Genomic DNA, 19,600 nt, shown 5'->3' on the forward strand with positions numbered 1-19,600 from the left:
GTCAGCAATCATGAGCAAGATTACCTTCATCGAACACAACGGCACCCGTCACGAAGTCGAGATCGCGGACGGCCACAGCATCATGGAAGGCGCGGTCGCCAACATGGTGCCGGGCATCGACGCGGATTGCGGCGGCGCCTGCGCCTGCGCCACCTGCCATATCCATGTCGACCCGGAATGGCTGGAGCGCCTGCCGGCCAAGAGCGACATGGAAACCTCGCTGCTCGAATTCGCGCCCAGCCCGACCGAGGGCTCGCGCCTCGCCTGCCAGATCAAGGTCTCGCCCTGCCTGGCTGGCATGACCGTGCATCTGCCCGAAGCACAGCACTGAGCGGACAAGGGAAGGGGCGGGTCGCCGTGGCGGCCCGCCCCTTTTTTCCTGCCTGCGCGCGGCCGCGATCAGGCGACGTTGCGCGTCTCTTCCCGCGGCAGGGCGGCGCGGCCGAGGATCATGTCCGCCGCCTTTTCCGCGATCATGATGGTCGGCGCGTTGGTATTGCCCGAGACCAGCGTCGGCATGATCGAGGCATCGACGACGCGAAGCCCGGCGATGCCATGGACCTTGAGGTCGTCGCCGACGACGGCCATCGGATCGCTGCCCATCTTGGCCGTGCCCACCGGGTGATAGACGTGTTCGCAGTGTTGGCGCACCGCGGCGCCCAGTTCGGCGTCACTGCGCACCTCGACGCCCGGGATCATCTCGCGGTCGAGATGGGCGGCAAGGGCCGGCTGCTGCAGGATGCGGCGGCACAGTTTCACGCCCTTGATCAGGCGGTCGACGTCGCGCTCGTCGGACAGCAGGCCGATGTCGATGGCCGGATCGTCGAAGGGATCGGGCGAGGCCAGGGTGACGCTGCCCCGGCTGTAGGGGCGCAGGAAACAGGCGTGCAGCGACAGACCATGCTGGCCCATCGCCTTGGTGTCGCGGCCATGGTCGACGAAGACCAGGGGCACGAAATGCAGCTGCAGATCGGGTACGTCGACGCTCGGGTCCGACTTGATGAAACCGCCCGCCTGGGTGACGGAGCGGCCCAGCATGTTGTCGCGCCGCCCCATCATGTAGGAGAGGCCAGCCCCCGCCATCTTCATCAGGCCGGCGCCATTCATCACGAAGCCGTCGCGCAGCTTCGACGAATAGACCGCGGCGACGTCGGGATGTTCCTGCAGGTTGCGGCCGACACCCGGCAGGTCGTGGACGACGCCGATGCCCTTGGCGCGCAGCTCCGCCGCCGGGCCAATGCCCGAGAGCAGGAGAACCTGCGGCGTGCCGAAGCTGCCGGCGGCCATGATCACTTCGCGCCCGGCCTTGATCGTCTCGCGCTTGCCCGCGCGGTCGACGACGACGCCGGTCGCGCGGCGCCCGTCCATCGCCAGTTTCAGCACCCGCGCATCGGTCAGCACGGTCAGGTTCGGGCGCGAGCGCGCGGGTTCGAGATAGGCCTGGCGCACGCCCCAGCGCCGCCCGTCCTTGATCGTGAACTGATAGAGGCCGACGCCCTCGAACTGCGCGCCGTTGAAATCCGGGTTGCGCGGGAAGCCCGCCTGTTCCGCCGCCTCGATGAATTTCAGGTTGGGGACATAGCCGTAATGGGTGTCGGAGACGTGCAGCGGCCCGCCCTCGCCGTGAAAATCGTCGGCGCCCCGCGCGTTGTCCTCGGCCCGGCGGAAGTAGGGCAGAACATCCTGATAGGCCCAGCCGCGGTTGCCGCTCTGCGCCCAGGTGTCATAGTCGGAGGCATCGCCCCGGATATAGACCATGGCGTTGATCGCAGAGGAGCCGCCGAGACCCTTGCCGCGCGGCAGGAAGTGGCTGCGCCCGCCGGTCGCCGGGTTGGGCAGGGAATTGAAGGCCCAGTTATAGCGATGGGTCAGCATGTTCATGCCGAACATGCCGGGCCAGCGCACCAGCGGCGACGATTTGGCCGTGCCCGCCTCGATCAGGCAGACCTTGCTGCGGCCGTCCGCGCTCAGCCGATTGGCCATCACGCAACCGGCCGAGCCACCGCCGACGATGACGTAATCGAATTCCATGGCCCCGTTCCTCCCGGTTTTGCCTTGTTTTCTGCGGGCTAGAACACCCCTCCGGGCCTCGCAGGTCCAGCACCTCGAATAGGGGGGTGGGAGGGCCCGGCCGTTCTCGTCACCTTGGCCGAAAAGCGGAGGAGAGACATGCAAGCCCAAGCATCGGCGGATTGGGGCCTCGCGGCCCGTGCCCGCAGCACCCCCAGCCTGCAGGACCTGCACGTCCTGCCCCTGTTCCCGGTGCCGACCCTGGCGCTGCTGACCGGCTGCATCGCCGGTTTCGGCCTGTCGGGCTGGGCCATGGTGACCGGCGTGCTGCATCCCGCCATCGCCATCGCGATCAGCTCGGTGCTGGTCTACGCCTCCTTCACCGTGCTGCACGACGGCACGCATCGGGCGATTTCGCGCAGCCCGCTGCTCAACGACATCATCGGCACGCTGGGCGGCCAGTTCCTGCTGCCCGGGATCGAGGTCGCGGTCTATCGCCACCTCCATCTCGAGCACCACAAGAGCACGGGCGAGCATGGCGACGACCCGGACGACATCCTGGTGGCGCCCCTGCCCGGCGTGCTGCCCGCCCTGTTCTTCATAGATATCATCTGGTTCTTCTGGTACGTGAGGCGTTTCAATCGCTGGACGGCGCTGCAGAACAGCCGCTTCCTGCTGGGCTTTTCGCTCTATGTCGCCTGGCATGTCGCCTGGATCGCCTCGCCCTACGCCTATGAATGGCTGCTGGTCTGGCTGCTGCCCCAGCGTCTTGGCCTCGGCATCACCACCTATCTCTTCGCCCATATCCAGCATCCGCCCGGCGTCGAGCAGCGCGAGCATCCCATCCACGCGACGGTGATGATCGAGCGCAATCCCCTGGTGCTGTCCTTCATGCTGGGGCAGAGCGCGCACCTTATTCATCACCTCTACCCCCAGCTGCCCTTCTACCGGCTCGAAGCCGGCTGGCGCGCGGCGGAGCGCCTGCTGGCGCCGCGTGGCGTGCTGTTCCGCGGCCTCGTCGAGAGCGAGGCCCCGACCCTGCCCGAGGCGGAGCAGCCCTGGCGCCGCGCCCGCGTGACCGCGGTCGAGGACATCGCGAACGGCATCCGCCTGTTCACCCTCGCCCGCGCCGACGGCGGCGACCTGCCCGGTTTCGAGGCTGGCGCCCATGTCGACCTGCGGCTCGATCCCCACAGGGTCCGGCAATATTCGCTGATCGGCGTGCCCGGCCAGGCCGGGACCTGGCAGATCGGCGTGAAGCGCGAAGCGGCGGGGCGCGGCGGCTCCATCGCGGTGCACGAGCGGCTGGTGACGGGGGCCGAGATCGAGGTCGGCCGGCCGCGCAGCCATTTCCCCCTGCGGGACGGCGGCGGACGCCATGTCCTGATCGCCGGCGGCATCGGCATGACGCCGCTGATTTCCATGGCCCACGCCCTGCAGGGCCGCGATTTCACCCTGCATCTCTTCGCGCGGGACGCGGCCGGCGCCCCCTTCGGCGCCAGTTTCGCGCGTTTCCCCTTCGCCGCCCGTATCCAGCCGCATTACGACGAGGGCAAGGGCTTCAGCGACGGGGAAATCGCCGCCGCCATCGGCCCCTGGCACGACGGCGACCGCATCCACCTGTGTGGCCCGGGCGGCTTCATGGACCGGGTGAAGGCGGTCGCCTTCAGCCTCGGCTGGCCGGCGGACGCCGTCTCGACCGAGAATTTCTCCCCCGTGCCCCTGTCCCCGGGCGAGGCCTTCACGGTAACGCTGGCGCGCAGCGGCAAGCGCATCGAGGTCGCGGCCGGCGCCGCCCTGACCGACGCGCTCGAGGCGGCGCGCCTGCCGGTCGACACCCTGTGCCGGCGCGGCATCTGCGGCACCTGCCGCTGCAAGGTGATCTCCGGCACGATCGAGCATCGCGATTCCGTGCTGACCGACGAGGAACGCGCCAGCGGCCAGCACATGATTCCCTGCGTCTCGCGCGGCACCGGCAAGGACACGCTGGTGCTCGATCTGTAGGGCGGGGAGCGACGCCGGCCCTGGGCCGGCGTGTTTTCGGCCTTTGAGACGCAGGCAGGACCACCCCATAATGCCCCTGGGGTGGTCTTTTCATTGACGGATTTGTCTCCAGAGACTGCAGGGAGGAGGGTATGATGGCCTATCGTCCCGAATTCCTCGAAGGCTTGGCCTTGATCGCCAAAGCCGCAACCGCGGCCGTAAAGTCCGGGGGCACTCCGCCCATTCTGGTTGGTGGGGCAGCGGTGGAGTTTTTCACTGGGGGCGCCATCACTTCTGGTGATTTCGACCTGTGGACGGCATCGGAAAATTTGCTTCGGCGCAATTTGCTGATCGTGGGTTTCAAGGATGAGGATCGTCGCGGGCACCTTGCCCGCGGCTTTTATCACCCGGATCTCGACATGGGCGTCGAGCTTGTCAGCGGGACTCTATTCGACGGCCGATGCGACAGATCACGTCTCGTCATGGCAACGATCGGCGATGCCGCTATCCACCTTCCACCCGTCGAAGACCTTATTGCCGACCGCATGGGGCAATATAACTCGGCCCCCCGGAAAGTTCCGGCGATGCGGGAGCAGGCGGCGATTCTCTACCTTCTTGCGGACGACCTGGACGAAGCCTACCTTGAACGCCGTATTCGCGAGGACACGGCAGGCGATTTTGGCCTGTCAGACCTCAAGGAAGCTGCCCATGAACTATCGCACGATCACGATTGAGCAACAGGCCGAGCGCATCGCCCGTCGGGTGAAAGCTCTCGGCTGGTCAACCGTGCCCGCGCCCGTCAACGACGGCACCAGACGAACAGTCGAGAAACGGAGGCTGTTGGCCGCCATTTCCGAGAGCGCCGGTGCACAGGGCCGCACCCCCCGCTTTCGAGCACGGTTTGTCCCGCCGGATGACGGGCAAGAGGAAACAGCCGAGGTTCGGAGCCTTCAGGAATAAAAATGCCCACCGTCGGAAGCGACGCAGCGTCAGCTATTTCCGAATCCGGGGAACCGCGATGTCTTTAAATCCCGCAGCGGGGGGAAGGTTGGTGGAGCTGAGCGGAATCGAACCGCTGGCCTCCTCATTGCGAACGAGGCGCTCTCCCATCTGAGCTACAGCCCCTCACCCGCCGCTTGCGAGGCGCGGATAATGCTCAAGCCAATATCGTCTGTCAAGCGGGTTGCGCGTCGGCTTTCAAAGCCCTACATCGGCAGGGGTTGGCCAGCGGATGGACGCGATGATTGCCCTTGTTCAGACCATTGATCTGATTCTTTCCCTCTATACCTGGGTGCTGATCGGCACCGCCGTCATCTCGTGGCTGATCGCCTTCAACGTGATCAATCCCTACAGCCCGGCGGTGCGCTCCATCGGTCAGGGACTGCATGTGGTGACCGAGCCCCTGCTGCGCCCGATTCGCCGCATCGTGCCCTCGGCGGGCGGCATGGATTTCTCGCCGGTCATCCTGCTGATCGTCATCTTCTTCCTGCGCCGCTTCATTCCCGAAGTGCTGCTGGGCCTCTGATGGCCGGGCTGCCTTTCGCGGCGGAGGCGGGCGGCGACGCGGTTCGCCTCGCGGTGAAGCTGTCGCCCCGGGCTTCGCGGAACAGTCTCGAGGGGATCGTCGCCGGGGCGGACGGCCGGACGGCGGCGGCGATCCGCCTGAATGCCCCGCCGGTCGACGGCGCCGCCAACGAGGCGCTGATCCGTTTCGTCGCCGAGGCGCTGGATGTGCCGAAATCGTCGGTGACGATCCGTTCCGGCCACACCTCGCGGCAAAAGCTCCTCGTCATAGCAGGTAGCAGCGAGACGCTGTTGCAGCGCCTCGCCAAATGGCTTAACCCCGCGCCATCGAAGGATTGAGGGCGGCCCGGCCGCCACAGCGACAGGGGTGTCCCATGACCGCGCAGGTGATTGACGGCAAGGCTTTCGCCGCCGGATTGCGAACCCGTGTCGCCGCCGGGGTCGCCCGCCTGAAGGCAGAGCATGGCATCACCCCCGGTCTCGCCGTCGTCCTCGTCGGCGAGGATCCGGCCAGCCAGGTCTATGTCCGCAACAAGGGCGAGCAGACCAGGGCCGCGGGCATGAATTCCTTCGAATTCAAGCTGCCGGCCGACGCCAGCGAACAGGAACTGCTGGAGCGGGTGGCGGCGCTGAACGCCGACCCCGCCGTGAACGGCATCCTCGTCCAGCTGCCCCTGCCCCGCCACATGGACGCGGCCAAGGTGATCGACCTGATCGACCCGGCCAAGGATGTCGACGGTTTCCATGTCGTCAACGCCGGCAAGCTGGCGGTCGGGGCGGAGGGGCTGGTGCCCTGCACCCCGCTCGGCTGCCTGATGCTGGTCAAGGACCGGCTGGGCGGCAATCTGGCCGGGCTGAACGCGGTGGTCATCGGCCGCTCCAACATCGTCGGCAAGCCGATGGCGCATCTTCTCCTGAAGGAAAGCTGCACGGTCACCATCGCCCATTCCAAGACTCGCGACCTGCCCGCCCTCGCGCGCAGCGCCGATATCCTGGTCGCCGCCGTCGGCATCCCGCAGCTCGTGAAGGGCGACTGGGTGAAGCCGGGCGCGACGGTGATCGACGTCGGCATCAACCGCGTGCCCAAGCTGGATGGCAGCGGCACCCGCCTCGTCGGCGATGTCGACTATGCCTCGGCGGCCGAGGTCGCGGGCCATATCACGCCGGTGCCCGGCGGCGTCGGCCCCATGACCATCGCCTGCCTGCTGGCCAACTGCTTGACGGCGGCCTGCGCCCAGGCAGGATTGCCGAAGCCCGCGCTCTGACCCTTTTGGTGACGACATGGACCTGCCGCTCGACCCGCATCTGTTCCAGCTCTATCTCGTCGCCGTCGTCATCCTGATCCTGATCCCGGGGCCGGATTTCCTGCTGGTGCTGGGGCGCAGCCTGTTCGATGGCAGGCGCGCCGGCTGGACCGCCATCGGCGGCATCACGCTGGGCAATTTCACCCATTCAACCCTGGCCGCGGCCGGCATTTCCGCCGTCGTCGCCGCCTCGCCCGGGCTGTTCCAGGGCCTGAAGACCGCGGGCGCCGCCTATCTCGCCTTTCTCGGCGTGAAGGCGCTGCTCGCCGCCCGCCACCACTGGAAGCATCACGGCGCCGCCGGCGCGGTGCGGCAGGACAGCAGCCTCGATGCCCGGCGCATCTTCACCCAGGCGCTGGTCACCAATCTGCTGAACGCCAAGGTGATCCTGTTCTATCTCGCCTTCCTGCCCCAGTTCGTCGCGCCCCAACTGGGCCATGTCGCGCTGCAGATGTTCATCATGGGGCAGATGGTGGCGATCATCGGCGGGCTCTATCTGCTCGTCATCGCCGCCTTCGCCGCGCGCGCGGCCGCCCGCATCGCCGCCAACCGCTGGTTCCGCGCCGGGGTCGAGGCTTTGTCCGGGGTGATCTTCCTCGGCTTTGCCCTGCGTCTGTTCATGACCGAGCGGAAGCTGGTCTGAGTCCTCAGGCGGATTTCGCCAGGAAACCATTCATCAGGATGTCGACCGCCGTCTCGGCATAGCGGTTGCACAGGTCCTGGTCGATCTCGGTCACGCCGAACGTATAGCGCAGCGTGCTCGACTCGGCGAAGAGATGGTCGCAGGCGCCGATGGCGCAGAGGTGGAACATCATCGGGTCGATGGGCCGGAACGCCCCCGTGGCCACCCCTTCGGCGATGATCGCCTTCTGGGTCTCGACCACCGGGCGGCTGAAGAATTCGCTCAGCTCCCGCGCCGCCTTGGAATCGGCGTCGCGCATCAGCGCCCGCATCAGCCGGTAAAGATAAGGGCAGCGATAGAAGGTGCGGATGATGCCGGTCAGGTGACGGCGCATCTTCTCGGCCGGGGGCAGGTCGGTCGCCAGCAGGCGCTGCATCTCGGCGACCGACTGGGCCGCGTCGCGCCGGACAAGGGCGATATGCAGCCCGGTCTTGGTGCGGAAATAGTAATTGACCAGCGCCGCGTTCAGGCCGGCCCTGGCCGCGACATCGGCCACCGGCACGTCGATCGTGTTGCGTTCGGTCATCAGCGCGGCGGCGGCGAGGAGCAATTGCTCCGCCGTTTCGGAGGTCGTGGGGTCGGCCTTGTGGCGCAGGGTACTCTCGCGTGCCAAATCGCTGGTCCTTCGGGGCGGCGCCGGGGCGGCCCGCTTTCTCTATTCCAGCGATTAAAACGACGTATGGCAAGCCCCGGTCAATAGTCCCGGCGGCGATCCGGCCGCGACGGCCCGGACAACAGCGCGGACAGGAACAAGGCAAAGGCGTCGTAGACAAAGGCGAACATGGGACATCTCCTGTGGGTCGCCCACAGGATCGGCGCGGCGGCGCCAACGCTCAAACGCCGTCCCGTTGCGCTGAGCACAACAAAAAGTTAGCCTTGACCATGAGCCGCAGCCTGCCGCCCCTCAATGCCGCGCGCGCCTTCGAGGCGGCGTTCCGGCACCAGTCCTTCGCCCGCGCGGCCGAGGAGCTGAACGTCGCCCCGGCCGCGGTCAGCCGCCATGTCCGCGATCTGGAGATCTGGCTGGGCCTTGCCCTGTTCGAGCGCCACAGCCGTGGCATCGCCCTGACCGACGCCGGCCGGCGGCTGGGCGCCGCGCTCGCCCCGGCGTTCGAGGCCATGGCGGCCGCCTTCGAGGCGGAACGGCCGGCCACGCCGACCCAGCGGGTGACGGTGACGGTGGAGCCGGTCTTCGCCCAGCGCTGGCTGCTGCGCCGGCTGGCCGAGTTTCGCGCCCTGGCGCCGGAGGTCGAGCTGGTGCTGGCGCCGGGCGACCGCCTCGCCGACCTGAAGGCGGAGGGCATCGACCTCGGCATCCGCTACGGACGAGGCGGCTGGCCCCATGCCGAGGCGGAGTTGTTGACCATGGTCGAGGTCTATCCGGTCGCCTGCCCCGCCATCGCCGCGCAGCTCCCGGCGGAGCCCGGCGTCGAAGACCTGCGCCGTTTCACCCTGCTGCACGAGGATGGCGAGCTGTGGCCGCGCTGGGGCCGTTTCACCGGCGGCGAGGTGAGCGCCACAGCGCCCTCGGGCCTGATGCTGCACGACACGCATCTGGCGATCGAGGCGGCGGCCCTCGGCCAGGGCATCGCGCTCGGCGATTCCGTGCTCGATTTCGACGACCGGGCGGCGGGACGGTTGATCCGCCTCACCCGCGCCGTCCTGCAGGATCACGGCTATTGGCTGGTCTCGCCGCCACGCAGGCGCCCCGCGCCCGCCGTTCGCCGCTTCCGCGACTGGCTGCGGGCGCGGTTGCGGGCGGATATGGAAGAAGCCGCCCGCCTGCCGGTCCACCAGGGACCGGCCCCCGCGCAATGAAGCCTCAGCTCTCGAAGCCGATCAGCACGTTGGCGGTATTGATGCCCAGCGCCTCGACCGCGTAACCGCCCTCGAAGACGAACAGGGTCTGCAGGCCGAGTTTGCGGATCCGCTCGCCCATGCGGAGGTAATCCTCCGACTTCAGCTTGAATTTCGAGATCGGGTCTTCCTCGAACGTATCGAGGCCGAGGGAGACCACCACCGTGTCGGCGCCGAAGGCGACGATGCCCTCGCAGGCCTTGTCCAGCGCGGCACCATAGGCATCCCAGGCCGAGCCCCAGTAGAGCGGCAGGTTGAGGTTCGCCCCCTCGCCCGCGCCCGCCCCGGTCTCGTCGGCATAGCCGAGAAAATACGGATATTCCTGCGTCGGATGGCCGTGGATCGAGGCGAAATAGATATCGCCCCGTTCGTAGAAGATCGCCTGCGTGCCATTGCCGTGATGATAGTCGACATCGAGGATGGCGACCCGGCGCCCGGCCTCGGCCAGGACCTGCGCCGCGATGGCGGCATTGTTCAGGTAACAGTAGCCGCCCATCTGGTCGGCGGTCGCGTGATGGCCCGGCGGCCGGCTGAGGGCGAAGGCCGACGTCTCGCCGGCGAGGATGAGGTCGACGCCGGTCAGCGAAGTCTCGACCCCGGCGGCGATGGCCTGGAACGAGGTTTTCGTCAGGCCGCAGCCCGCGTCGAAGGAATAGAAGCCCAGCTTGCCGTCGATCGAATCCGGCTCGATCTGGCGCAGCGAGCGGGCGGGCCAGGTCATGGGCAGGGCGTCGCTGTCGCCATGTTCCTCGGACCACAGGCCCCAGGCCTTTTCGAGGAAGGCGACGAACTTGGCATCATGCACCTTGGCCGCGGCGGCGATACCCGTGGCGGTCGGCGCGATGACGGGACCCAGCTTCGCCTCGGTCACTTTTTCCAGCACGATCTCGGCCCGGCGCGGGCATTCGAAGGCCGGCATCATCTTGCCGCCGATCAGCTCGAAGGCGGCGTCATGCAGTTTGTGGTCGGCGTTGAAAATCGTCTTCATCACAGGTCCTCGATGACGAGATGGGCCGCGCTCCAGGCGCCGGGCCAGACTTCCGCGCCCTGACGGCGCAAGGCCCGGACAAGCCCGAGCGGCAGGTCGCGGCAGAGCAGATAAGGTCCGGCCCCCGCCGCCGTGTCGGCGATGGCGGTCGCGGGGCCGAAGCCGGTGAAACCGAGGGCTTCCTCGCAAGGGTAATAGACGGCGGCGCCCGAGGTGTTGGGATGCGCCGCCCCCGACAGGGGCCGGTTGCCGATGGCGCCGACGGCGGCGATGACGGTCATCAATTCGACCGCCCGCGCCTTGGCGCAGCCAAAGACCCTGGCATTGCCCGAGGCGAGCCGGGTCATCGACGGCACCACGATGAAATCGAGGTCGAGCCCGGCGAGGCGGACCGACAGCGCCGGCAACTCGATGTCAAGGCAGATGACAACGGCGAAGCGCCAGCCCGCGATCTCCATCACCTTCAAGGTGGTACCGGTGCCGAGGCACCAGGCGGCCGGGTCCCGCTCCCCCGGGGTCAGGGCCATCTTGTCCTGAACGAGGTGGCGGCCATCCGGAAACAGCACATGGGCCCGGTTGGTGTAACGCCCGGCGCCGTCATCATGCGGGATCGTCCCCGCCAGCAGGGCGACGCCATGGCGCGCGACGAGCGGGCGGAGCAGATCGAGCGCCGCCGCTTCCCGTGCCGCCAGCCAGGGAATTTCCCCGGTCGGCGCCAGCGCGGGCGCGAAAGACAGCCATTGCGCCGAGGCATATTCGGGCATGACCAGCAGCGCGGCGCCATCGGCCGCGGCTTTCGCCAGCATGGCCCCGACCCCGGCCGCCCATTCGTCCAGCGACGACAGGCCGGGTTCGAGATTACTCGCCCAGAGGGCGATGGTCAGAGTCTCGGACATTCTCTCATCTCTTCCCCCTCTCCGCCCTTCAGGGGGGAGAGGGCCGGGGTGAGGTGGGCGGCTCCGACATCGACACGGTTACAAGCCAACACCCGGCAATCACCCAGCCTTCCCCACCTCACCCCCCGCCCTCTCCCCCCGCGAGCGGGCGGAGAGGGGGCCATAGGGAGCCGCAGACTTACTTGCGGACGTTGGTCCAGACCTTGTCCATCAGTTCCTTGGCCTTCACGTCGCAGGGCTTGGCCATGACGAAGAGCTTGTCCATGCCTTCGGGCGGGACCACCGCCGGGTCGGCCTTCATCGCGTCGTCGAGATAGGGCGCGGCGGCGGGGATGGCGCCCATGTAACCGGTGAAGTTCGAGGCTTCGGCGATATTCTTCGGGTCCATCATCCAGTTGATGAAGATCTTGGCTTCCTCGATATTCTTGGCGCCGACGGGCACGGCGAAATTGTCGGCCCACAGGCTGATGCCTTCCTTGGCATAGACATATTCGACCGAGGGCAGCGCCATCTTGGCGCGGTGGGCGGCGCCGTTCCACTGCATGTGCATGACGACTTCCTTGGCCGCCAGACGCTCGTGGGTGCCGTCCGAATTATAGAGCGCGACGAAAGGCTTCTGCTTGAGCAGCAGCTCCTGCACCTTCTTCATGTCGGCCGGGCTCTCGTTGCACAGCGGCAGGCCGAGGTAACGCAGGGCGTTGTTGATCACCTCGACCTGGTCGTTCAGGACGGCGATCTTGCCGCGCAGCTCCTCGCGCGGTTCGTAGAATTCCTTCCAGCTCGCCTCGAGGCCCTTGATCGCCCCGGTGTCATAGGAGAAGGAGGTGGTGCCATACATATAGGGCGCGGTGTATTTCCGCTCCGGATCGAAATAGGGCGACTTCAGCGGGCCTTCGACATTCTTGAAGTTCGGCATGTCGTGCACGCCGATGTCGACCAGCATCCCCTCGTCCGCCATGATCTTGACCATGTAGTCGGACGGCACGACGACGTCGTAACCCGAGCCGCCGGCCTTCAGCTTGGCCAGCATGGACTCGTTCGAATCGTAGAGGTCGAGGGTGATGTTGATGCCGGTCTCGGCGGTGAAACGCTTCAGCAGCTCGGGCGGGGTGTAATCCGACCAGTTGTAGAGCACCAGTTCGCGGGCCTGCGCCGCGAGCGGCGCCGCCAGCACGGCGACGGCGGTGAGTGCCGCGCCGGCGACACCCTTCAGCAGATTGAGCGACATGTGAGCCTCCTCAGGTTGGGATAAGCCGGTCACTTCGACCGGCGGCCGATCCAGGCCGAAACGGACACGAACAGGATGGAGACGACGAGCATGAGCGAGGAGATCGCGTTGACCTCGGGCGTCACACCCATGCGCAGGCTGGCGAAGATGTAGATGGGCAGGGTCGAGGCCCCGGGCCCGGCGACGAAATAGGTGATGACGAAATCGTCGAGGCTGGTGATGAAGGCCAGCATCGCCCCGGCGATCACCCCGGGCCAGAGCAGCGGCAGGGTCACCCGCCGGAAGGTCTGCCATTCGTTGGCATAGAGATCGGCCGCCGCCTCGCGGTAAGCGATGGGCATCCCTTCGAGCCGCGCCTTGATCGGCAGATAGGCGAAGGGAATGCAGAACACGACATGGGCGAGGATGACCGTGCCGAGGCCGAGCTTCAACCCGATGGAGAGGAAGAAGATCAATGTGGCGACGGCCGTGACGATTTCCGGCACGACGAGCGGCAGGGCGATCACCGAATTGACCGCGTTCATGCCGCGAAAGCGTGCCCGGTCGAGGCCGATGGCGGCAAGGGTCGCCAGCATGGTCGACAGGACCGTCGAGATCGTGCCGACGATCAGCGAATTCTTGGCCGCGCGCAGGATGTCCGGATTGTCGAGAACGACGCCGTACCAGTCGAAGGTGAAGCCTTCCCACAGGGTGGACGAGCGCCCGGAATTGAACGACAGGGCGATGAGGACGACGACCGGGGCATAGAGGAAGACGAAGAAGGCGAGCGCGGCGGTGCCGGTGCCGGGAAAGCGCCGCAAGGGATTGTCGGACATCAGCGGCCCTCCGTCAGGGCGCCGCGGCCGAAGCGCAGCGAATAGGCGATGAGGGCGATCAGCACGATGGCCAGCAGGGCGAAGGACAGGGCGGCGCCGAAGGGCCAGTTCTGCGAGGCACCGAACTGCTGCTGGATCAGGTTGCCGATCATCAGCGCCTTGCCGCCACCCAGGAGTTCGGGCGTGACATAGGCGCCAAGACAAGGCACGAGGACGAGGATGCAGCCCGCCGCGATCCCGGGCATGGCGAGGGGGATGACGATGCGGCGGAGCGCGGTGATGCGGTTGGCGCCGAGGTCATAGGCCGCCTCGACCAGGCGGAAATCCAGCTTCTCGAGGCTGGAATAGATCGGCAGCACCATGAAGGGCAGGAAGGAATAGACGAGACCGATGAGGTTCGCGACGTCGGTATAGAGAAGACCGAGCGGCGCGTCGGTGATCCCGACCGCCTGCAATCCGTAATCGACCAGCCCCTCCCGCCTCAGCAGCAGGATCCAGGCATAGGTGCGGACGAGAAGATTGGTCCAGAACGGAATGGTCACCAGGAACATCAGGATGTTCCGCCGTCGCTCCGATTGCTGCACCAGATAGAGCGCGGTGGGAAAACCGATGATGACGCAAAGGACCGTGGTGATGCCCGCGAGGATGAAGGAGCGGGCATAGATCTGCAGATAGGCGGAATTGAAGATCAGGCTGTCGTCCAGATCATGCTCGAACAGGAACTGGATGTAGCTCTGGAACGACAGGGTCCAGATCACGCCGCCATAGGTCGCGCGCTGCAGGAACGAATAGATCAGCATCAGGCCGAGCGGCAGCACCATGAACAGCAGGATCGCCCCGACGGCGGGGGAGACCAGGGCGGTGCGGCGGGCGGCGGGGGTGCGGCGGAAGTATTCGATCACGATCCTCGCCCCCCGGCCTCAGCCCTTGAAGTCGCGAAAGGCCCGGACGGCGGCCCGGGGCATCTGGATCGTCACCCGGTCGCCCCTGTCGAAGGGAAAGGGCTTGCCGGCGATATTCTGCTCCCGCACGCGGATCGAGCCGGCACCGCCGTCGAGGGCGACATGAAAGGTGGTGTCCGTGCCGAAATAGACCACGGCGTCGATCGTGCCGGCGAGGCCATCGCCCGCGGCATCGCCCAGGTGCAGCCGCTCCGGCCTTGTCGACAGGGCGACACTGGCCCCAGCGTTGAAGTCTTGTGGCGGGCCGTCGATGAAGGCGCCCGACGACAGTCGATAGCGCACACCCGCGTCATCCGACGCCTCGACCATGGCGTCGAGAAAGTCGGTCTCGCCGATGAAATCGGCGACGAAACGGTGCTCCGGATTCTCGTAGATATCGCGCGGCGCGCCGACCTGCAGCACCCGCCCCGCCGACATGACGGCGATGCGGTCCGACATGGTCAGGGCTTCTTCCTGATCGTGAGTGACGAAGACGAAGGTGATGCCGGTCTCGGTCTGCAGGCGCTTCAGCTCGAACTGCATTTCCTTGCGCAGCTTGAGGTCGAGGGCGGACAGCGGCTCGTCGAGCAGCAGCACTTTCGGCTTGTTGGCGAGGGCCCGGGCGAGCGCCACGCGCTGCTGCTGGCCGCCGGACATCTGGTCGGCCTTGCGTCCCTCGAAGCCTTCGAGCTTCACGAGGGCCAGCATCTCGGCGACACGCCTGGCGATCTCGGCCTTCGCGATACCCTGCATCTCGAGGCCGAAGGCGATGTTCTGCCCCACGGTCATATGGGGGAACAGGGCATAGGACTGAAAGACGGTATTGATCGGCCGGCGGAAGGGCGGCAGATGCTCGATCCGCTCGCCGTCGAGATAGATCTCGCCCGCGGTCGGCTGCTCGAAGCCGGCGATCAGGCGCAGCAGCGTGGTCTTGCCGCAGCCCGATGGCCCGAGAAGGGTGAAGAATTCGTTCGGGCGGATGTCGATCGAGACGTGGTCGAGGGCAACCGCCCCGCCGGGGAAGGATTTGACGACCGAGCGGGCCTCGATCGCCGGAATACAGGAGCCTACGCCTTCACCCAAGATCACCCCTCCTGGACGGCGCTGGTGTTCCAGTCGGCCCGTCCGATCTCTTGCCTTCAAGGCTAGATTCGGTCAGGTGCGATTGTCCAGCGGTCCGGGAGAAAATTTTTCGGGTGGCTATGCGCGACTTTCGTCTAAGGAAACCCCGGGCTGCAGGGGCCGGCGTCCTTTCCACCCACATGAGGCAGGCGGAAAAGGCGCCGGGGTTCAGCTCTTCTTCAGCCGGTACGACAGCTGCGCCCGACTGATGCCGAGCAGACGGGCGGCTTCCGAAATATTGCCGCGGGCCTGTTCGACCGCGCCGCGCAGCAGCGAATCTTCCAGCTGGTCGAGCGGAATGCGCGACTTCAGCACAGTCTGCACCAGTTGTTCCGCGCTGGACGACGATGGCCGCGAGGCGGGTTCGTCGGTAATCGGGTTAAGGTGCCCCTCCTGATCCATGCCGAGCACGGAGGGATCGAATTTCTCGCCCGACGTGAAGAGATGGCACAGGTCGATGGCGCCATTTTCCGGGGCCAGGATCACGCCGCGCTCCACCATGTTCTCGAGTTCGCGCACGTTGCCGGGCCAGGCATAGGAATAGAGGCTGGTGATCGCGCGCTGGGTGAAACCGGTCAGGGCCTTGCCGTGACGGCGGCAGAAGAAGCCGAGGAAATGGTTCAGCAGCAGCGGAATATCGGCCCGGCGGTCGCGCAGCGGTGGAATATGGATGGGGAAGACATTGAGGCGATAGAACAGGTCTTCGCGGAACGAGCCGTCGGCAACGCCCCGGCGCAAATTCACATTGGTCGCGGCGACGATGCGCACGTCGATCTTGCGGCTGCGCTGGTCGCCCACCCGTTCGATCTCGCCTTCCTGCAGGGCACGCAGCAACTTGCCCTGGGCGGCGAGGCTGAGGGTGCCGATCTCGTCGAGGAACAGCGTGCCGCCATTGGCCCGCTCGAACCGGCCGGGACGGGAGGCGATGGCGCCCGTGTAGGCGCCCTTCTCGACGCCGAACAATTCGGATTCGATCAGATGCTCGGGGATCGCGGCGCAGTTGACGGCGACGAAGGGACCTTCGGCGCGCGGGCTGATCCGGTGCAGGGTCTGCGCGAACATCTCCTTGCCGACGCCGGATTCACCAAGCAGCAGCACGGTCGCATTGGTGCCAGCGACCTTCTCGAGCATGTGACAGACGATATTGAAGCCGGCCGAGGCCCCGACCAGATCCTTGACCGGCGAGCGCGAGCCGGTGCTGTTCTCGTCCGGCAAGGCGATCACGGCGGCCTCGGCGTTGACGACGATCGGCCCGGCGGTCTTGCGGTTGGCGAAAGTATGGGGCTGCAGGTAGCGGATGTCCTCGTCGGCGTCCGACCATTCGGCGACCGGCTTGCCAATGATGCGGCAGGCGGAATGGCCCATGGAACGGCATTCGACCTCGCGGAACAGCATCGGCCGGCCCATGAAGATGCTGGTGTAACCCGAGGCATAGCCGATCTGCATCCAGCAGGCGGGATCGCTGCCGATGCCGTGGGAGGCGATATGCACTTCGTCCTCGCAGGAGTCGTGCCAGATGAATTCGCCGTAGAACTTGCCCGTGTTCACATCGGATTCGACGCGCACCGGCTCGACGGTGACGATACCCTCGAGCATGTGGAGCTGCGGGCCGACATTGATGAAATCGAAGAAATCGCGCCCGGTACGCACCTTCACCGCCAGTTCAGCGTCCTGCGCCCCGGAGGCATAGCCCATCCGGGTCAGCAAGGCCCGCGCGCCCTGAAGGCCGAGGGTTTCGATCAACTCGTTGCGCAGCGCGCCAAGGGCGTGGTTGTGCAGCAACACCATGCGCTTGTCGTCAAGCCAGATGCGCCCGACCTGCGGACAGAAGCGCAGCCGCGCCGCCAGATCGTCGATGTCCGGAAAATGTCGTGCATTTTCAGGAGGAGGGGTTGAATCCGCCATGCCATTTCTTACGGTAGAAAAATTTCGCACGACTACAGTCATGGTGGTTCCCCCTTTTATTTTTTATGAGACCCGCGACTTATTTTTTTGTCAGGCCAAGCATTTCACTAGATTACATCACCATGCCGCAACTTACCATTTGGGTATGCCCGCGGATTCCAGATGAAATCCGCCGATTGCCCCGAAGATGAAGGTGAGTTCCTTCATCTCCGGGTCTAAATCGTCAGTCGCGCAGACCGAGCGTGCGCTGGAAATTCAGCAGCCGGGCCGTCGCCGCCACGCCGCCATCGCTTTCCGGCAGGGCTTCGGCAAAGGCGGCGATCGCCGCTTCGGCGAGCGGCGTCCAGGCCGCGACACGGTCGCGCAGCCAGGCCTTGTTGCCCTCGACGGTCAGCGCCATTTCGACGAGGCGCGACGCCCACCGGCGATGACGTTCGGCATCGCGCATTTCCGCCTGCGACAACAGGCTGTAGAGCGTATCGCCATTGGCGAGCGCCACCTCGGCGAAGGTGCCGAACATGACTTCCTCGACCGCGGGCTTCAGCACCAGATTGAAGACGACGAAAGCCTCGGACCAGTCCCAGACGACCAGGGCTTCTTCCAGCAGACGGCGGAAGCCCTGCCACTGCGGCGCGTCTTCCCAGATCTTGCGCTCGGCGGTGCCGAAACCGAGATCAGACTGCGCCTTGCCCAGTTCGATCGTACGATAGGCGGTGTGGGTCACCCAGCGCAGCGAGTCCGCCGACTGGAAGTAGAGGCAGGTGGTGATGGTGCTGGCCGGCGCCATCTGGGCGACATAGGCCGAGCCCATCTGCAGGCCGTGATAGAGATAACGGGCCGGCGAATGGAATGCCGCCAGCGTCGCGATCCACTCGCGCGAGATCATCTGGTCGTGACCACGGTCGCTGAACTGGTCGAACAGGCCGTTGACATAGGTCTCCTGCCCGTCCTGCAGGATGTTGTAGGTCCGGTAGACCAGCTGATCCGGATCCTGGAACAGATCCCAGTCGTGGTGCTTCAGCGGGCTTTCGTTGCAATACTTGCGATACCACTGGTTCATCGCCAGGTTGGGATCGAGTTCCCACGGAACATTCGGATCGCGCTGACGATAGTGCAGGCGGGTATTGACGATGTCGTATTCGCTCGGCCGTTTGCGGCGATCGGCGAGATGCGACCAGGTCTTCAACGGCTTCAAGGGCTCGGGTGCGGCGGACATTGGGGGTTCCTTCCCGGAATTCGGTTCTTGTCAGATGTGCTTGGCGAGATAGAAGCGCACGCGATCTTCCGACGTGTCGATCTGGCCCGAGAAGGAGCCGAGATTGATCTCGATCTCGCGCATCTGGAACGGACGGCCCAGGGCCTCCTCCATCGACGCGCGGGTGAGGATGCATTCATCCTCGCATTCGATGCGGATGTAGGCGGTGCGGTCCTCGACGTGGATTTCCTTGCCGGGGTTGTCATCCTCGACCGCCTGGATGGCGGCCTGGGCGACTTCACCGGCGCGCAGAATCGGGCCGACGCGGTTGTTACGATAGGCGTCACCGGACGAATTTTGCTTGGACATGTCTCTCTCCCGCGTCAGGTGTGCGATTTGCAGGCCTCGATGCCTTCGACATTCACGAAGACGTCGTCGCCCCGAAGTTCAACCGGATACTGCGCGATCCGGCAGTCGGTCGGGTTCAACCCGGCGCCGGTCTCGCTGTCGAACTGCCAGAGATGCGCCTTGCAGGTGATCACGCCATTCTCGAAGCTGCCGTCGATGAGGGCGATTTCCTGATGCGGGCACATGGACTGGAAGGCCTTGATCCGGCCGCCGTCAACACAGACGACGAGGACGTCACGGCCGCTGGCGGTGGTGAACTCCTCCATCTCGCCTTCCCAGACGTCGTCGAGCGTGCAGATTTTCTCGAACGCCATGCTTTTTCTCTTCGCGCGGTCAGATGTCGGAAAAGATGACGTCGATGGTCTCGGTCGGCATCAGGCCGGCCGATTTCACCTGCAGGTCACGCGGAAAGACCTCGCCGGTCGAGTGACGACGGACACGCAGCACCTTGCCGGGACGCGGCGCGACACGGCGGTTCACCGAATGCACGGCGCAGGCGGCGGCGACTTCGTCCATGGTCGAGCCATCGTCGACGACGACCAGCTGGATCACGAAATCGCCCTCGAAATTCGAAGACAACGGAAAAATGGCCATGGGTTCCTCCCCTTTATTCACGAATGGGGGAGAGCGACTGTCTTGTTGGTCAAGAGAGATTTGGCATGGCCTGCCGGACGTCTCGTGCTTTTGCGTTGAGCCGGACGAGGAGTTTTCGGGCGAGGGCGATGCGGATGACCTTTCTGGG

Annotated in this window: 22 protein-coding genes and 1 tRNA gene; 9 read left to right on the top strand and 14 right to left on the bottom strand. The window is 65.9% G+C overall.

Annotated elements, in window-relative coordinates:
* The first annotated feature begins 10 nt into the window (after positions 1–10).
* Complete coding sequence (locus DKG74_RS19435) at positions 11–331, top strand: 2Fe-2S iron-sulfur cluster-binding protein (RefSeq protein WP_109907840.1); 321 nt, start codon at positions 11–13, stop codon at positions 329–331.
* 68 nt (positions 332–399) lie between these two features.
* On the opposite strand, the gene DKG74_RS19440 is transcribed toward DKG74_RS19435, so the two are convergent.
* Complete coding sequence (locus tag DKG74_RS19440; RefSeq protein ID WP_109907841.1) at positions 400–2,031, bottom strand: GMC family oxidoreductase; 1,632 nt, start codon at positions 2,029–2,031, stop codon at positions 400–402.
* Positions 2,032–2,169: 138 nt separating this feature from the next.
* On the opposite strand from DKG74_RS19440, the gene DKG74_RS19445 reads away from it, so the two are divergent.
* From DKG74_RS19445 to DKG74_RS19455, 3 genes are all read left to right on the top strand, one after another.
* Positions 2,170–4,014 (top strand): fatty acid desaturase, encoded by a 1,845-nt coding sequence (locus DKG74_RS19445; RefSeq protein ID WP_109907842.1) that lies wholly within the window; start codon positions 2,170–2,172, stop codon positions 4,012–4,014.
* Between the two features lie 131 nt (positions 4,015–4,145).
* On the top strand, positions 4,146–4,727 hold the full coding sequence (locus tag DKG74_RS19450) for a hypothetical protein (protein ID WP_109907843.1): 582 nt from the start codon (positions 4,146–4,148) through the stop codon (positions 4,725–4,727).
* Complete coding sequence (locus DKG74_RS19455) at positions 4,702–4,953, top strand: hypothetical protein (RefSeq protein WP_109907844.1); 252 nt, start codon at positions 4,702–4,704, stop codon at positions 4,951–4,953. Before DKG74_RS19450 ends, DKG74_RS19455 begins: the two co-directional genes overlap by 26 nt.
* Positions 4,954–5,042: 89 nt before the next feature.
* Here DKG74_RS19455 and DKG74_RS19460 read toward each other — a convergent pair.
* Positions 5,043–5,118, bottom strand: a tRNA-Ala gene (locus DKG74_RS19460).
* 115 nt (positions 5,119–5,233) lie between these two features.
* On the opposite strand from DKG74_RS19460, the gene DKG74_RS19465 reads away from it, so the two are divergent.
* Genes DKG74_RS19465 through DKG74_RS19480 form a run of 4 tightly spaced genes read left to right on the top strand, consistent with a single transcriptional unit; the run spans position 5,234 to position 7,464 of the window.
* Positions 5,234–5,518, top strand: coding sequence for a YggT family protein (locus tag DKG74_RS19465; protein ID WP_109907867.1), 285 nt, complete (start codon positions 5,234–5,236; stop codon positions 5,516–5,518).
* Positions 5,518–5,856, top strand: coding sequence for a DUF167 domain-containing protein (locus tag DKG74_RS19470; protein WP_109907845.1), 339 nt, complete (start codon positions 5,518–5,520; stop codon positions 5,854–5,856). Before DKG74_RS19465 ends, DKG74_RS19470 begins: the two co-directional genes overlap by 1 nt.
* A gap of 35 nt (positions 5,857–5,891) precedes the next feature.
* Positions 5,892–6,782: a bifunctional methylenetetrahydrofolate dehydrogenase/methenyltetrahydrofolate cyclohydrolase FolD gene (gene folD, locus DKG74_RS19475; protein ID WP_109907846.1), complete on the top strand. Its 891-nt coding sequence runs from the start codon at positions 5,892–5,894 to the stop codon at positions 6,780–6,782.
* A gap of 16 nt (positions 6,783–6,798) precedes the next feature.
* The gene (locus tag DKG74_RS19480; RefSeq protein ID WP_109907847.1) at positions 6,799–7,464 is read left to right on the top strand and encodes a LysE family translocator; all 666 of its coding nucleotides are present in this window, start codon (positions 6,799–6,801) and stop codon (positions 7,462–7,464) included.
* Between the two features lie 4 nt (positions 7,465–7,468).
* Here the strand turns inward: DKG74_RS19480 and DKG74_RS19485 are convergent, their stop codons facing one another.
* A complete protein-coding gene (locus DKG74_RS19485) occupies positions 7,469–8,116 on the bottom strand; it encodes a TetR family transcriptional regulator (RefSeq protein ID WP_109907848.1) in 648 nt (215 codons plus the stop codon).
* Between the two features lie 269 nt (positions 8,117–8,385).
* On the opposite strand from DKG74_RS19485, the gene DKG74_RS19490 reads away from it, so the two are divergent.
* Positions 8,386–9,321 (top strand): LysR substrate-binding domain-containing protein, encoded by a 936-nt coding sequence (locus tag DKG74_RS19490; RefSeq protein ID WP_109907849.1) that lies wholly within the window; start codon positions 8,386–8,388, stop codon positions 9,319–9,321.
* Positions 9,322–9,325: 4 nt separating this feature from the next.
* Here the strand turns inward: DKG74_RS19490 and DKG74_RS19495 are convergent, their stop codons facing one another.
* The 11 genes from DKG74_RS19495 to DKG74_RS19545 all read right to left on the bottom strand — a co-directional run bounded on the left by DKG74_RS19495 (position 9,326) and on the right by DKG74_RS19545 (position 19,452).
* Positions 9,326–10,348 (bottom strand): histone deacetylase family protein, encoded by a 1,023-nt coding sequence (locus DKG74_RS19495; protein ID WP_109907850.1) that lies wholly within the window; start codon positions 10,346–10,348, stop codon positions 9,326–9,328.
* Positions 10,348–11,244, bottom strand: a complete 897-nt coding sequence (locus DKG74_RS19500) for a nitrilase-related carbon-nitrogen hydrolase (protein WP_109907851.1) — start codon at positions 11,242–11,244, stop codon at positions 10,348–10,350. Before DKG74_RS19500 ends, DKG74_RS19495 begins: the two co-directional genes overlap by 1 nt.
* A gap of 178 nt (positions 11,245–11,422) precedes the next feature.
* Positions 11,423–12,472 carry an extracellular solute-binding protein gene (locus tag DKG74_RS19505; protein ID WP_109907852.1) on the bottom strand — a complete coding sequence of 350 codons (1,050 nt, stop codon included), beginning with the start codon at positions 12,470–12,472 and terminating at the stop codon, positions 11,423–11,425.
* Positions 12,473–12,501: 29 nt separating this feature from the next.
* The gene (locus tag DKG74_RS19510; RefSeq protein ID WP_109907853.1) at positions 12,502–13,287 is read right to left on the bottom strand and encodes an ABC transporter permease; all 786 of its coding nucleotides are present in this window, start codon (positions 13,285–13,287) and stop codon (positions 12,502–12,504) included.
* Positions 13,287–14,189 carry an ABC transporter permease gene (locus DKG74_RS19515; protein WP_243404180.1) on the bottom strand — a complete coding sequence of 301 codons (903 nt, stop codon included), beginning with the start codon at positions 14,187–14,189 and terminating at the stop codon, positions 13,287–13,289. Before DKG74_RS19515 ends, DKG74_RS19510 begins: the two co-directional genes overlap by 1 nt.
* Positions 14,190–14,207: 18 nt before the next feature.
* Entirely contained in the window at positions 14,208–15,311 is a 1,104-nt protein-coding gene (locus DKG74_RS19520; protein ID WP_243404181.1) for an ABC transporter ATP-binding protein, read from the bottom strand.
* A 207-nt stretch (positions 15,312–15,518) separates the two neighbouring features.
* Positions 15,519–17,255: a sigma-54-dependent Fis family transcriptional regulator gene (locus DKG74_RS19525; RefSeq protein ID WP_109907854.1), complete on the bottom strand. Its 1,737-nt coding sequence runs from the start codon at positions 17,253–17,255 to the stop codon at positions 15,519–15,521.
* 223 nt (positions 17,256–17,478) lie between these two features.
* A complete protein-coding gene (locus DKG74_RS19530; RefSeq protein ID WP_109907855.1) occupies positions 17,479–18,471 on the bottom strand; it encodes a ferritin family protein in 993 nt (330 codons plus the stop codon).
* A 30-nt stretch (positions 18,472–18,501) separates the two neighbouring features.
* Positions 18,502–18,819, bottom strand: a complete 318-nt coding sequence (locus tag DKG74_RS19535) for an MmoB/DmpM family protein (RefSeq protein WP_109907856.1) — start codon at positions 18,817–18,819, stop codon at positions 18,502–18,504.
* Between the two features lie 14 nt (positions 18,820–18,833).
* Complete coding sequence (locus DKG74_RS19540) at positions 18,834–19,172, bottom strand: monooxygenase system ferredoxin subunit (protein ID WP_109907857.1); 339 nt, start codon at positions 19,170–19,172, stop codon at positions 18,834–18,836.
* A gap of 19 nt (positions 19,173–19,191) precedes the next feature.
* Positions 19,192–19,452 (bottom strand): toluene-4-monooxygenase system B family protein, encoded by a 261-nt coding sequence (locus DKG74_RS19545; protein WP_109907858.1) that lies wholly within the window; start codon positions 19,450–19,452, stop codon positions 19,192–19,194.
* Positions 19,453–19,600 lie beyond the last annotated feature (148 nt).

The sequence above is a fragment of the Zavarzinia aquatilis genome, assembly GCF_003173035.1.
Lineage (GTDB): Bacteria > Pseudomonadota > Alphaproteobacteria > Zavarziniales > Zavarziniaceae > Zavarzinia > Zavarzinia aquatilis.

Excerpts from the sequence above, each read along its gene's own strand:
- folD (WP_109907846.1), top strand. The coding sequence starts at position 5,892 with ATGACCGCGCAGGTGATTGACGGCAAGGCTTTCGCCGCCGGATTGCGA.
- DKG74_RS19435 (WP_109907840.1), top strand. The coding sequence starts at position 11 with ATGAGCAAGATTACCTTCATCGAACACAACGGCACCCGTCACGAAGTC.
- DKG74_RS19450 (WP_109907843.1), top strand. The coding sequence starts at position 4,146 with ATGATGGCCTATCGTCCCGAATTCCTCGAAGGCTTGGCCTTGATCGCC.
- DKG74_RS19510 (WP_109907853.1), bottom strand. The coding sequence starts at position 13,287 with ATGTCCGACAATCCCTTGCGGCGCTTTCCCGGCACCGGCACCGCCGCG.
- DKG74_RS19455 (WP_109907844.1), top strand. The coding sequence starts at position 4,702 with ATGAACTATCGCACGATCACGATTGAGCAACAGGCCGAGCGCATCGCC.
- DKG74_RS19465 (WP_109907867.1), top strand. The coding sequence starts at position 5,234 with ATGATTGCCCTTGTTCAGACCATTGATCTGATTCTTTCCCTCTATACC.
- DKG74_RS19480 (WP_109907847.1), top strand. The coding sequence starts at position 6,799 with ATGGACCTGCCGCTCGACCCGCATCTGTTCCAGCTCTATCTCGTCGCC.
- DKG74_RS19440 (WP_109907841.1), bottom strand. The coding sequence starts at position 2,031 with ATGGAATTCGATTACGTCATCGTCGGCGGTGGCTCGGCCGGTTGCGTG.
- DKG74_RS19530 (WP_109907855.1), bottom strand. The coding sequence starts at position 18,471 with ATGTCCGCCGCACCCGAGCCCTTGAAGCCGTTGAAGACCTGGTCGCAT.
- DKG74_RS19545 (WP_109907858.1), bottom strand. The coding sequence starts at position 19,452 with ATGGCCATTTTTCCGTTGTCTTCGAATTTCGAGGGCGATTTCGTGATC.
- DKG74_RS19445 (WP_109907842.1), top strand. The coding sequence starts at position 2,170 with ATGCAAGCCCAAGCATCGGCGGATTGGGGCCTCGCGGCCCGTGCCCGC.
- DKG74_RS19500 (WP_109907851.1), bottom strand. The coding sequence starts at position 11,244 with ATGTCCGAGACTCTGACCATCGCCCTCTGGGCGAGTAATCTCGAACCC.
- DKG74_RS19535 (WP_109907856.1), bottom strand. The coding sequence starts at position 18,819 with ATGTCCAAGCAAAATTCGTCCGGTGACGCCTATCGTAACAACCGCGTC.
- DKG74_RS19505 (WP_109907852.1), bottom strand. The coding sequence starts at position 12,472 with ATGTCGCTCAATCTGCTGAAGGGTGTCGCCGGCGCGGCACTCACCGCC.
- DKG74_RS19495 (WP_109907850.1), bottom strand. The coding sequence starts at position 10,348 with ATGAAGACGATTTTCAACGCCGACCACAAACTGCATGACGCCGCCTTC.
- DKG74_RS19540 (WP_109907857.1), bottom strand. The coding sequence starts at position 19,172 with ATGGCGTTCGAGAAAATCTGCACGCTCGACGACGTCTGGGAAGGCGAG.
- DKG74_RS19470 (WP_109907845.1), top strand. The coding sequence starts at position 5,518 with ATGGCCGGGCTGCCTTTCGCGGCGGAGGCGGGCGGCGACGCGGTTCGC.
- DKG74_RS19525 (WP_109907854.1), bottom strand. The coding sequence starts at position 17,255 with ATGGCGGATTCAACCCCTCCTCCTGAAAATGCACGACATTTTCCGGAC.
- DKG74_RS19490 (WP_109907849.1), top strand. The coding sequence starts at position 8,386 with ATGAGCCGCAGCCTGCCGCCCCTCAATGCCGCGCGCGCCTTCGAGGCG.